Annotated in this window: 9 protein-coding genes and 1 pseudogene; 2 read left to right on the forward strand and 8 right to left on the reverse strand. The window is 37.4% G+C overall.

Annotated features, from left to right (window positions below):
* Positions 1 to 8: 8 nt before the first annotated feature.
* The 5 genes from P0Y62_05400 to P0Y62_05420 form a co-directional block, all read right to left on the reverse strand.
* A complete protein-coding gene (locus tag P0Y62_05400) occupies positions 9 to 3,506 on the reverse strand; it encodes a hypothetical protein (GenBank protein ID WEK70992.1) in 3,498 nt (1,165 codons plus the stop codon).
* Positions 3,507 to 3,514: 8 nt separating this feature from the next.
* Positions 3,515 to 5,104 carry a T9SS type A sorting domain-containing protein gene (locus P0Y62_05405; protein WEK70993.1) on the reverse strand — a complete coding sequence of 530 codons (1,590 nt, stop codon included), beginning with the start codon at positions 5,102 to 5,104 and terminating at the stop codon, positions 3,515 to 3,517.
* 265 nt (positions 5,105 to 5,369) lie between these two features.
* Positions 5,370 to 5,636, reverse strand: coding sequence for a hypothetical protein (locus P0Y62_05410; protein ID WEK70994.1), 267 nt, complete (start codon positions 5,634 to 5,636; stop codon positions 5,370 to 5,372).
* Between the two features lie 101 nt (positions 5,637 to 5,737).
* Positions 5,738 to 6,334 (reverse strand): hypothetical protein, encoded by a 597-nt coding sequence (locus tag P0Y62_05415; protein WEK70995.1) that lies wholly within the window; start codon positions 6,332 to 6,334, stop codon positions 5,738 to 5,740.
* Between the two features lie 120 nt (positions 6,335 to 6,454).
* Positions 6,455 to 7,132: a YceI family protein gene (locus P0Y62_05420; protein WEK70996.1), complete on the reverse strand. Its 678-nt coding sequence runs from the start codon at positions 7,130 to 7,132 to the stop codon at positions 6,455 to 6,457.
* 302 nt (positions 7,133 to 7,434) lie between these two features.
* Here P0Y62_05420 and P0Y62_05425 point away from each other — a divergent pair, with 302 nt between their 5' ends.
* Positions 7,435 to 9,837, forward strand: a complete 2,403-nt coding sequence (locus tag P0Y62_05425) for a hypothetical protein (protein WEK70997.1) — start codon at positions 7,435 to 7,437, stop codon at positions 9,835 to 9,837.
* Positions 9,838 to 10,003: 166 nt separating this feature from the next.
* Here P0Y62_05425 and P0Y62_05430 read toward each other — a convergent pair.
* From P0Y62_05430 to P0Y62_05440, 3 genes and pseudogenes are all read right to left on the reverse strand, one after another.
* Positions 10,004 to 10,359 (reverse strand): annotated as a pseudogene (locus tag P0Y62_05430) (IS1 family transposase).
* A gap of 73 nt (positions 10,360 to 10,432) precedes the next feature.
* Positions 10,433 to 10,708 (reverse strand): hypothetical protein, encoded by a 276-nt coding sequence (locus tag P0Y62_05435; GenBank protein WEK70998.1) that lies wholly within the window; start codon positions 10,706 to 10,708, stop codon positions 10,433 to 10,435.
* 98 nt (positions 10,709 to 10,806) lie between these two features.
* Positions 10,807 to 10,998: a hypothetical protein gene (locus P0Y62_05440; GenBank protein WEK70999.1), complete on the reverse strand. Its 192-nt coding sequence runs from the start codon at positions 10,996 to 10,998 to the stop codon at positions 10,807 to 10,809.
* 324 nt (positions 10,999 to 11,322) lie between these two features.
* On the opposite strand from P0Y62_05440, the gene P0Y62_05445 reads away from it, so the two are divergent.
* Positions 11,323 to 13,446 carry a Tex family protein gene (locus tag P0Y62_05445; protein WEK71000.1) on the forward strand — a complete coding sequence of 708 codons (2,124 nt, stop codon included), beginning with the start codon at positions 11,323 to 11,325 and terminating at the stop codon, positions 13,444 to 13,446.
* The last annotated feature ends 61 nt before the right edge of the window (positions 13,447 to 13,507 follow it).

A 13,507-nucleotide genomic window follows, 5' to 3' on the forward strand; every position in this document is an offset into this window, starting at 1 on the left:
TTTGTTTTTTAATGTTTGTAGTTGTATTTGAATTCTTTAATCACTTTTCCGGAAGTACTTCCCTGTCTTATTTCTTTTAGCCTGTTCGCCGAATCGTAAATATATATTTCGCGGACTCCTGAAGGCGGAGTTACACTGGTTACACCAATCAAGGGATCGTAGGTGTAGGTACTAACCTGCAGATTGGCTAATGCCGGAAGGTTTCTAAAGCTATCCAGAGCACTTATTAATGCAGCTTCATTGGAAGGGTTTGAGGCATCTGCATCTGATGCTTCAATACTATTGGCAGCCAGCCCGCTTACTGCTGAATAAGGCAGCCCTATAATTTTCGCAATAGGCTGCGTACCACTATATCCCCAGATAATGCTGGTAGGTACTCCTTCTTTGGTTGTATACTGAAGAATATTTCCTTTAGCATCATACAGGTCATAGGTAACCTGAGTTTCCAGTGCTGCGCTCCCAAAAGATGCCTGTATTTGGTTTGAGAGATAGGAAACGTTATTGGGCCAGCTATTGCTGTAGTTTATTTTTTGGGTTCCCTGGAGCTTCCCGTCTTTATAGCTTTCAATTTTCTCTATTTCAGATATTCTGTTTTGTGAATAGACCGAGTTTCCTGTATGATAAAAATATTTAGTTAATAGTGCAGATCCCTCTTCTGTAGTAATATTGTGCTGAGCAAGCTGTTTATTCAGTGAGTTATAAATAAAACTTTCATTCTTCTCTGTCATTCTTTGAACTCCGTTGTCATAGAAATAATTTTTAGTTTTTGTTGACGCCAGCTTTGTCCATCCATAGGTTTCAAAAACGGGAACAGGTACAAAGCTAGGAGCCCCCACCTCTAAAGGCAAGCCTCCCCAGAAGCTTTTTGGACTGGAATAATTGCTGTTACACTGCATACATGAATTCCCGTTAGTCAAACTGCTTTGATAGACACTGAATGTTTTAGGATAATTTTCGCTGGTTCCGTTATAAATACTGTTAGGTTTTACAAATCTAACACCGGTATATTCCTCAAAGTTTTCGTAGCTGTATTCATTCTCCACTTCAGACAGTTTTCTGAGGCTGTTGTCATACACCGTCTGCCTTATTAAGTTTCCTCTTTTGTAATCAAAATTTTTAGGCTGTACAAATGGAGGTCCCTGAGGATATTCGATGTTGGGAAAGTCTAACGGTGAAGTATATTCGTACGTAATTTTTCCTTTATCCACTCCTTCCTGCACTGTCACATATTTGTAGCCTACTGCGCTTCCCTGCGTTTTAAAGAGCGGGATATTGTTCTCGGTAGTCACAACATCATAAGAGTTGGAGTACAATTCTCCGTTTGAACAGCCTACCGTTCCTCCATAAGGTGCAAATATTAACCTGGCATTGAAACTTTCCGTATATCTGAATAATGGTTTAGGATCTACCAGAGCGCCACTGCTTAAAGTGGTGCTGTCATAATTATAACTATATTTCTTTTCTTTGGAAGGACCGGATAAGCCATGATAAAATGCTTTGTAATAATCTGCTGGTGTATCATTATCAAAATAGCCTATTCTTCTGATCCTGTTTCCTCCACCGTAAAGAAAGTTATTTACCACCGCATCTTCTGAAAAATAGTGGATTCCCAAAATATCTGTGCCGGTATAGTTCAGATCAAGGTTCGTCCATACTACCCGATAGCTTTTATTCTTTTCCAGTGTGAAAGAAACACAACAATTGGGACCTGATGAAGGGCATGTAATATTATTATACGCGACTTCCCAACCCGAGCCATTATATACTTCAAGCGAAAACTTCCTTGTATTTAAATTCTCCAGAACAATACTTGGAAAAAACAAAACCTTTCTGTTGGAAGTAGATATTGGTAACAGTGTCGTATTAATGCTATTTTTATTAAAGTATAAGTTCTCCTGAGACAAAGCTGTAAAAGATTTGTTTTCACTAAAATCGGTGATCAGACTGTTTCCGATATAAGAGTACTGATTGGACTCAAAATCAAAAATAGCACTTCCACCGGTAGGGTATTTAATTTTTTGTAAAATATCGGTGGTTGAATAAACCGGAGATGTATTTCTTCTGTAGTCGGGTGAGGAATTAACGTCACACTGATCGAAGGCATTAAAATATCCCCACGCATCTTTTCCTACCGCTTTACCCAGAAAGTCATTATTTTCATAAGAAAGCTGATAGCTTCCCACTACATTGTTTTCTCTGTTAATTTCTTCAATTTTACTGAGAAACATCCTTTTTTCCAGGACCGTTCTGTATTCCTGAGTGAAATTATATTTTTTAATAAAGCCATTGTTCCAGTTAAGCAATGTAACCGATTTAAGGGAAGATGCTGTTTCCGGTAGCATCAGATTGGTATCTTCCCTGTTTTGAAGATAGTCGAATTTTATTTTCGCCATCCCTGCAATATTGATCTGTGAAATCTTTTTCACCTTTATTAAAGTGGAAGATCTGTTAAAGCTTTGTACAGGAGGAAAGTTTCCGCAAGCATTATAAAGTTCGTAAACGGTAGAAAGATTGCTTCCAAGATTACCAAATTCAGAAACTCTGTAAGTAACTTTGGTAAATCCTTCTTTTATTTCGTTTTCATTATATATGTATTCTATTAACGTATTATTGTTGGGATCAATAACTTTAGACAGATGGAAAGAGCTGTTAAATTGTTTATCTTCGTAAATGTTGTCAAACGGAGCTAACAACCCATTGCTGTCATAATAATAGTTTCGTACGCCTCCTGAATTGCTTGAAATTTCAATCACGTTAAAAACATACTGATATCCTAGATCATCAAATACTATAAACCCGGTAGGTTTATATGTACTGCTGTCATATTGATTAATGATTTTTATTGTATAACTGTCCAAAGGAACTACCTCAAGAGTCCCTGAATCATTTTTTTTGATATAAAACCTTCCGGTTCTTCCAAAGAAGTTAAACTGCCAAAGATCGTGCTCGGTATCATATTTATCGGTACGGTTTGCGGTCCAGATAAATTCGTTTCCAACTGATTGGTCACCTGGCGACAAATTTGATCTGTAACCTGCTTTATAATCATTCAGTATATTCTTAGAAAAATAATAGTAATTATTAATATGATTGGCTACACTCGTCTGGTAAATCCCTACTTTTCCGGGCTTATCTGATGATGCTAAAATGAGGTCTTCATCAGGATGCCCTTTTACGGTGCGTGATATAGTTCCCCCGGCAAATAAATTCCACCCCAATCCTACATCGCCAGAGATTTCATCTGCTGCAATACTGGAGGTATGGTACTTGAGACTTATATCCACCGAAATATCCTTTGATTGTGAAGGGATATTAAAAAGAGGGATGGAAATATCCGGAACTCCTGTATAATTACTCACAGGAACTTCTTCAAACTTCATTAATGATGATACCGTAGGGGAAGGAGGAATCATCTGAGGCAAATCTGTTCTTATTTGAGGTCCTGTAGATTGTGCAAAAGATATTTGTAGGGCTATTAAGCTTATAGCAGTAACTATTTTCTTCATTATTAGTTTTATTTCTTAATCAATTTAGCATTAGCAGTTTTATTCGTATCAGTTTTAATGGTAACCAGGTAAGCGCCCTGGATCAAAGGCTGCGTATTGATCTTCGTGATCTTGTTCTTAGTTTTGATTTGTTGAAGCTGTCTTCCCGCCATATCATACATCATGATATCCGCTTCCTTGAAATCAAATCCAATCTCCACATACGCATAATCGGATACGGGATTCGGATAGATTTTGATATCCTGCTTCTCGATGAGCTGGTCTACCTGCTGATCTCCGAGTTTTACAATCTTCCAATTCTCTTTCCCTAATTCCTCTGCACTTGTCCCTGCCAGAATAATGGAACCATCTCGGTTTAATTTAATATCTGCTAATCTCTCTTCTCTTTTTCTGGATTCTCCTTTGACGTGTTTTCGCCACTGTTCATTACCGTTATCATCTACATACAGCATCCAGAAGGTTTCATCATCGGTTTCTATTCTGCCTTCTGCCTGGGTATAACCTCCTAGTAATATCCCTTTGGTTAGGTCTTTATTTTTTTCTCTTTCATTGTGTCCTAAGATGACGTGCATTCCCATGAGAACATCTCTGTTTTTAAAGTTGTAGGATTTCTGCCAGATCTCTTCGCCTCTTTCATTTAAGGAGATCAGCCAAAGATCAGTTCCTTCTTCTACGCCTATGGTTTTATTGCCTGATCTTTCGGAACGGCTTTCGCCTCCGATGATAAAGCCTGAAGTGGTCATAGCCATGGTTCTTAAGTGATCGTCTCCTGTGCCGCCATAGTTCTTTTCCCATTCTACTTTGCCGTCTTTATTTAATTTAACGATCCAGTAATCGCCTTCTCCGAAGTTTTCAGTTTGTTTTGGGGTTGCAGATGGTAGGTTGTTGGTTGCAGTTTTTCCACTTCGTGAATAGACTCCGAGTAAAACGCCTCCGTCTTTAGTTGGAATCATTTTTTCTACTTCGTCTAAGCCTTTTCCGCCTAAAATGAGTTGGGAGATTTCTTTTCCGTCTTTGTCTAGTTTAATGACAAGAACATCTTTGGAACCGTAACCTTGCGCGGAGTTTTGAACGTTTCCTGCTACGAAGAATCCTAGGTCGGTGGTTTGAATGACTGCTCTGGCTTCTTCATCGGAAGTGCTTCCAATGGTTTTCTGCCATAATTCGTCTCCGAATTCATTGATTCTGATAAGCCAGATATCGGAGCCTCCTTTGGAGTCGTCTTTTTTGTCTAGCCCTTTGCCTGAATAGGAAGTTCCTGCGAGAGCAAAGCCTCCATCCTGAGTGGAAAGGGATGCGGAAAGGTAATCATGGTTCTTGCCTACAAAGTATTTTTCCCAGACGGCTTCGCCCTGTTGGTTGAGTTTTACGAGATGGAAATCGTAACCGTTGTTCTGCTTTTGGCTGCCGGCTTCTTGCGACAGGCTTTTAGACTGAATGGAGCTTCCGGTAATTAGGTACTGAAGGTCTACGGTGGGAGTCACCTGGCTTAGAAAATCCTGGGTATTAGATTTGATGTCTTTTTGCCATAGGACTTCCTGAGCGGAAATGCTCAGAATTGTGCATAGAAGGTATGCACTCAGATAGAGTTTTTTCATCCCGTGTATGTTTAAGTTTACTGTTATTAATTTTTTAAAAACGCTGCAAAAATATGGTTTTTACTTCATTTGAACAGGGTTTGTATTGAAATATTTCTGAAATTCATCAGCTTATTTTAGTGTTAATTTATTGCTGATAACGCTGAAACAAAGGTATTATTGCACAACGACAAGGGGTGTCGTGTTTTAAAAAATAATTTTACCATATTTTTTGGAAGGTTTAGATCTCCTTACGCTCACACATTCTAGATAATGACCCTAAAAATCATTTATTTTTTATAGCTATTTTTGAAAAACGATTTGGGATACAATATCTTTTTCCCGATTTTAACGTACGAAATATGCGGGATTTTCGGATTCGGAATAAGGTGCTGTCAATGATTTTCAGAAGTCTTTTCACATCGGCGCTGTCGTAGAACAATGAACCATTGTTTTGATGCTCTTTTAAAAGGATGACTATTTCTTCAAAGACTGCCAAAATAGTGTTCAACAATTCATAATCACAGGTGGATATACCTGATTTCTTTTTCATATTGTGTTTTTTTAGCAAGTTTTGTGCTTTATTTCAATAATTAAGGGAATTAAATTTATTGTTGGCTATTCAAGAAATTTATATCTGATGAAAAAGCTTCGTTATTCTAATTTAACTTTTCTAAATTTTGAAAGAAACAAGTTATCATTAGGAAAATAGCCGCTAGTATTAGTGATCAGCCATTCATTATTTTCTTTTGTAATTATAAATTCACCAACTATACCATACTTATAACTGGCCACATAAACTTTTGCTAAATTTAATGTGTAATAATTACCAATATTGTTAATTTTAAACAGTCTGAATTTATTTTTATCTGAAATGATGTCATTAAAAAATGATATTTTTAATTTTAATGAATCATTTATAATAAGCAAACCTGATTTCTTTTTAGAACTAAAGTCAAACAATATATTATTTTTATCATCATAGTAAATGCTATCTTTAATGTAGATTTGATTTTTGACAGGATAAGTATTGGAAAAATATTCGAATTTTCCAATAATATAAGTCTCGCTTCCCTCCTTATTGGAATTCATTACAAGATTTGTCTTACTGATTTTATATTTTTTAGAAAAAGAATAATCTATTAGGTCCTGTTTTTCTTTACAATTTATGAAAAACAGCCAAAAACCACATAAAGCCAATATATTAATCCTCATTCTTTCATTTTTAAAGTTTTCAAGAATCTGTTTCAATTTTTTAAATTGATAAATCTTCTTCTAAGCGTTTTGGTATTCTGATCTTATTTAAAGCATGCAAACATAAAAAAGCTGCCTTATAAAAGACAGCTTCAAAGATTTTATAGTCTAACAATATTATTTCTTAGCTTTCACGTCTACTGCGATTTCGATGTCTTTGCTGATCATCCATTCTGCAGGGTCTGCTTCTGAAGTTCCGAATTTGATTCCCCAGTCTGCTCTGTTCACTGTAAATTTAGCCTGAATCGCTGCAGAACCTTCTGTAACGTCTACTTTAGCCGGGAATGTAACATTCATTGTTTTTCCAGATAGTGTAAGGTTTCCGCTTACTGTTTTGTTAGCTCCGGCTACTGCATCTTTCGGTGCTTCTTTAAGATCTGTTACGCTTGTGATTTTGAAATCTGAAGTAGGGTTTTTCGCTACGTCGAAGAAGTCAGGGTTTTTAAGGTGCGCTTCAAGATCTGCAGGTTTTTTATCTTTTTCAGTTACTGAAGCGGGATCTACTTTAAGAGAGTTCATATCGATTACAAAGTTTCCTGCTGCTACATTTCCGTTTTCGATGCTAAGATCTCCGGATTTCACCGTCAAAGTTCCCCAACGAGGAGCCATTCCTCCTTTGTGGAATGCTTTCCAGTTCACTACAGAAGCTACTGTGTCAACAGCCAAAACTTCTCCTTTGCTTTCTGCTACTGCCTGCTCTGTTCCCGTAGCTGCTGCTTCTGCTGATTTGTTTTTGTCACAAGATGCCAAAAGTAATCCTACTCCTACTAATGCAATTACACTGATTTTTTTCATATTATTCTATTGTTTAAAAAGTTTATGTTCTAAATATAAGCAAAATGAAATATTCTGCAAGTATTTCATTTCCTGAATTGTTTGAGGCCCCAAAGATAGGTGCATCTTCTATTATTTTTATTGACATACATCAATAAATGATACCTATACTATTTATTTTTCTGATTCAAAATCTAATCGCCCATAAACTCATCTCATTTTTAATAATATTTTAATATCCTTTGAACTGATTGCCATTGTATTAAAGCATCAAATCGCGTACTTTTATAGTTAAATATTTCAAACAGATATTTTTCGTTGGTATGGCAAAAAAACTCATCTTCTTTCTGTTCATAATAATGACAGCAGGCTGTTTCCGGGCACAGGATAAGGCGGAGAAAGCACTAGAACTGTTTTCAGAAAAATATCCGCAGGAAAAAGTGCATCTGGTCTTTCATAAAAACAGCTTTATCGCCGGAGAAAATCTTTGGTTCAAATCCTTTGTTTTCGACGGTTATGATATTTCAGGGGTTTCCACATCTTTATTTGTAGAGCTGTATGACAGTAATAAAGTACAGATCGGCAAAAAAATTGTCCCTTTAATCAACGGACAGGGCAGCGGTAATTTTTCCCTACCTGAAAGCCTGAAAGAGGGAATTTATTATGTACGGGCCTATACTACCTGGATGGCCAATTTCAATGAAGATTTTCAGACTGTACAATCTGTCGTTGTCTATAATCCTTCTTCGCCCCAGAAACTTGTGCTGAATACCGATTCGAAATGGACTGCCGCAGCATTTCCGGAAAGCGGAACTTTTATAGACGGGATCAGTACCAAATTTGCGGTCCGACTGCAGTCTAAAGGCCTCACTCCGTCCGACTGGAGCGGCTATGTGGTAGATGCTGAAAAACCGGATGTGAAAATAACTTCTTTTAAAGGATTTGACCGGAATGTCGGAGCATTTTCAATCACTCCCCAAACCGGAAAAAGATACCAGCTTACCGTAACCGATTCCAAGGGGAATAAACAAACGATAAATTTACCTCCTGTTGCTGATTCCGGAATCCATCTTCAGGTAACGAGCGGCAATGACGCCATAAAATTCTCTTTAGCATCTAAAAACATTGCTCCGGGAACTTTGTATAAAGTAATTGCCATGATCAACAATCAGTTGGTTTTCAAGGTAAATTCAGAAAAAATACTGGAAAAAACTTATTTTATTCCTACCAGTCAGCTCATCAACGGGATATTGCAGTTTACCGTATTTGATGCGAAGGAAAATGTGGTAGCGCAAAGACTTTGTTTTGTGCAGCCTGATCAGTTAAAAATCAAAAAGCCTGCCCTTCAGTCTGTATCGCTTAACGAATCCCCAAGAGCTTCCAATTCTTTCACGATCGCTCAAAACCCTGATCAGGAAGGTTATGCCGTACTGGTTCTCGATGAGAATTCCGAAAGCCCGGAAGATGAAAACAGTATGCTGAGTACTTTATGGCTTACCGGAGATATTCCTTCAAAAATATATACCCCGGCTCAATATTTTGCCCCCAATCATAATTCTGAAGCACTGGATGCCCTTTTAATGACCGAAAAATGGAAAAGATTTGACTGGAACGCGATCATGGCCGGAACCTACCCTATTATCAGCTATCAACCTCAACCTTACATTTCTTATAAAGGAAAAGTAACGATCCAGGGTAAACCCGCTTCTGATACAGATATGAATTTATTGTTCAGCATGCCGGATAAAGGGATAAAAATCTACCAGGTAAAAACGGATTCGAAAGGCTTCTTTTCTTTAAGAGGTCTGATCTTTGAAGATGCTATTCAATTTTCTTACCAGCTTAATGATGCTAAAATCCCTAAAGAACAGGTGCAGGTTATTTTTCAGCCGGATTTTTCTTTTGTTCCTCTGAAAGGAAATCTTCCTTCCAATAATTATACCCTGGTACAGCGTACCGGCGAAGAGTCTACCCCTGAAATCAAAAGATACATGGTAACCAAGAGCACCCAAAATACCATCAACGAGAAAGCAACGCTGATTGAGGAAGTAAAGCTGATCCAGTCTAAAAAGGATAAAACCCGGGAGCTTAATGAGAAGCTAAGTGGTCCTCTGTTCCAGGGAGCCAATGAAACCATTTTTGATTTTGTGAATGACAATAATTCTGCACAGGGATCTATGAACATCCTGCAATGGCTACAGGGAAGGGTTGCCGGACTGACGCTGGAGATGGATATGGGAAATTACGTTCCGAAGTTAAGAGGAAGTACGGTAAACATCTACCTGGATGAAATGAGGATCGATCCTTCCCAGGTAAGTACGATCTCCACCTCGGATATTGCCATGGTAAAGGTGATTAAAGATTTCTTCGCAGGTGGATTTGGAGGCGGCGGAGGCGGTGCCATTGCGATCTATACCCGCAGAGGAGGCACTACAGGCTCCGTAAGCAATTCCAGCATCCCGTCAAAGCTGAAACAAATCACGCTGAACGGTTTTGATAAAGAAACTCCATTTGTAAGCCCAATATATGGGAATGACAATTTTAACAGCATTTCGCAGGATCTCCGTACCACCCTGTACTGGAATCCTTATCTACAGGTACAACCTAAAGAACCGACTACGGTACAGTTTTTTAATAATGATGACGCGAAAAGCTATAAGGTTATTATTATGGGATTTGATGAGAAAAATTTAGCGCCTGTTTATTACAGCGAAACGATGAAATAAAGCCTATTGTTAAGAGAAAAGAGGCTGTCTCAAAAGTCAAACAATTGGCTTTCTGACGAAGGAAGAATCTTATTGATAGCCAAATATATGAGATACTTCACTACATTTTATTCCGTTCAGAATGACACTGTTGAGACAGCCACTTTTTTATTTTGAAACTTCATGATTATAACCAGAAATATATTTTTAAAATACAGCTGAGTATTAAACTGCTTTTACTAAAGCAAATTGTTTTTCTGTTCAATCTTTTAAGGTGAGTTCTAATACTTAAATTTTTCTTTCTATGGAATTGGTTCCAAATCTTTTAGTATCATGAATTTCTTTTGGAATCAGATATTGATAATTTCTAAGTTTATCAGTATAAATCTTTTGCGGTTTTGAATGTAGTAAAGTTTTTATAACAGCACTTAGGGTTTTGTTTGTTCTTTTTCCAATGTAAAATGCTGCAATGGTTTTGGTATTTTTATGAATGGCATACACCAGCCATTGAGGATTTGCTTTTTTCCTGATAAAGATTCTCATCTCATCAAGTTCATACTGCTGATGAGCATAGTTTTCAGGCTGGAAAATCTTGCCGGCAATACGGGTAATTCTTTTAAGCAAGGTTGTTGTAGAAATTTTTTAGTATCCGTGCTGTACTTCTTATTCCTAATCCTTCCTTTGTCAGTCGAATAATATTTGAATTGGTAGTTTTCCGATAAGCATTATAAGTATAATATTCTATAAATCTTTTATGGCAGTTTTTACAGAAATACTGTTGTTTTCCTGTTTTTGTAGTCCCATTTTTAATAATATGTTTTGAATAGCAGGAACAGCAGATTTTTGTATCACTAAGTCTGATACATGAGGAATGATCTTCAATCATTTGCATTTATTCTTTTCTGCAAAAATAAACAAGAGCAGGTGTTACCCTACCCTTGTTTTATGATTATCTTTTTTAATAGATATTGAAAATCAATGATTTAAATTTTATAAAATGTTTATCACTAACTCTGGAACATTACCGCTTCCGGTAATTAGGTACTGAAGATCTACGGTTGGAGTTACCTGGCTTAAGAAATCCTGAGTGGTGGATTTGATGTCTTTCTGCCATAGGACTTCCTGAGCGGATAGGCTCAGAACTGTGCATAGAAGGTATGCACCGATATAGAGTTTTTTCATCCCGTGTATGTTTAAGTTTACTGTTATTAATTTTTTAAAAACGCTGCAAAAATATGGTTTTTACTTCATATGAACAGGGTTTGTATTGAAATATTTCGGAAATTCATCTGGTTATTTTAGTGTTAATTTATCGCTGATAACGCTGAAACAAAGGTATTATTGTGCAGCGACAAAGTCTGTCGTGTTTAAGAATTTGTCAAAAAATAAATTTTAGAATACAACGCTTATTAAGCATAACACAAGTTAAATAGAGCTACTTTTTTAGTTATACCCACATTATTCTTTTATAAAAAAGTCTGTATTTTTGCCATTCAAAAAAATAAAATGAACACGACCCGCTATATACAGCAAACACTCAATATATCCGAAAAAAGCATCCATGCTACTTTAGAATTATTATCAGAAGACTGCACCATTCCTTTTATTTCGCGTTACCGGAAAGATAAAACCGGTAACCTGGATGAAACGCAGATCGAGCAGATTTCAAAGCTAAATAAACAGTTTCAAGAAATTCTTAAAAGAAAGGAAAGCATTTTAAAATCCATTGAGGAACAAAATGCCCTGTCTTCCGAACTGAAGCAAAGAATAGAAGAAAGTTTCGATATTCAGGAGCTTGAAGATTTGTACCTGCCCTTTAAGAAAAGAAAGAAAACCAAAGCTGATGTTGCAAAGGAAAAAGGACTTGAGCCTTTGGCCAAAATCATCATGAGCCAGAAAAACAACGATCTATTGTTTTTAGCTTCAAAGTACATCAATGATCATGTTCTGTCCGAAGAGGAGGCGTTGCAGGGGGCAAGAGACATCATGGCAGAATGGATCAACGAAAATATGTATGTTCGAAAAAATCTTCGCCGACTGTTTCAAAGAAAAGCAGTGGTCACTTCAAAAGTCGTAAAAGCGAAAAAGGATGAAGAGGATGCTCAAAAATTCTCCCAGTATTTCGAATGGGAAGAAAACCTCAGCAGAACCCCGTCCCACCGATTGTTGGCCATGCTGAGAGCGGAAACGGAAGGTTTTGTGAAGACCAACGTAGGAATTGATAAAGAAGAAGCGATCGACTTTATTGAAAATGCCGTAATAAAATCCAATAATGAAACAGCTGAACAGATTTCATTAGCGATCAAAGACAGCTATAAAAGATTATTGGAGCCTGCGATTTCCAATGAAACACTGCAGGAAGCCAAGGAAAAGGCAGATAAAAAAGCTATCGAGATCTTCTCGGAAAACTTAACGCAATTGCTATTGGCAGCTCCATTAGGAGAAAAGAGGATTCTTGCCATTGATCCGGGGTATAAAAGCGGCTGCAAGGTAGTCTGTCTGGATGAAAAGGGAGACCTTCTCCATAATGAAACCATTTATCCTCACGCTCCGCAGAATGAAAGCGGAATGGCGATGAAAAAGATACGTTCGATGGTAAACGCCTATAATATTGAAGCCATCTCGATCGGAAACGGAACCGCAAGCCGAGAAACTGAATTTTTTATTAAAAAAATTGCTTTTGACAAGCCACTACAGGTTTTTGTAGTTTCGGAAGCCGGAGCATCGGTATATTCAGCAAGTAAAATTGCAAGGGACGAATTTCCTACTTATGATGTGACCGTTCGTGGTTCGGTTTCCATTGGCAGAAGATTGGCCGATCCATTGGCAGAGCTTGTGAAGATTGATCCGAAATCTATTGGAGTCGGACAGTATCAACACGATGTAGATCAGACTCAACTGAAAAACGAATTGGATTCTACGGTTATGAAATGCGTAAACTCTGTGGGAATCAACCTGAATACAGCCAGTAAGTCATTATTAAGCTACGTCTCGGGAATCGGAGAAAAAATGGCTGAGAACATCGTGAATTACCGTACTGAAAACGGTGCTTTTGAAGACCGGAAACAGCTGAAAAAAGTTCCGAGATTGGGTGAAAAAGCTTTTCAGCAGGCCGCAGCCTTCGTGAGAATTCATAATGCTAAAAATCCGTTGGACAATTCCGCCGTGCATCCTGAAGCCTACGGAATTGTTGAAAAAATGGCTAAGGATCTGGGAATCAAAACCAACGAACTGATTGCCAATAAAGAGAAAATTGCCTTAATACATCCTGAAAAATATATTGCAGAAGACATCGGTATCTTAAGCATTAAAGATATTTTAAAGGAGCTTGAAAAACCTGGATTAGACCCGAGAAAAGCCGCCAAAGTCTTTGAATTTGATCGTAATGTAAAAAAGATTACCGATTTAAAACCAGGAATGATCTTACCGGGAATTGTGAACAATATCACGGCTTTCGGATGTTTCGTAGATGTAGGGATTAAAGAAAGCGGACTGGTTCATATCTCCCAATTGAAAGATGGTTTTGTTTCAGACGTTAACGAGGTGGTAAAACTGCATCAGCATGTTCAGGTGAAAGTCACTGAAATTGATGAGGCCAGAAAGAGAATTCAGCTGAGTATGATATTGTAATAACAAATAAAAAAAACACTGTTTAAGGAATTTAAGCAGTGTTTTTTTTTAATAATTTCTA

This window comes from Candidatus Chryseobacterium colombiense (assembly GCA_029203185.1).
In the GTDB taxonomy this organism is placed as follows: Bacteria; Bacteroidota; Bacteroidia; order Flavobacteriales; family Weeksellaceae; genus Chryseobacterium; species Chryseobacterium colombiense.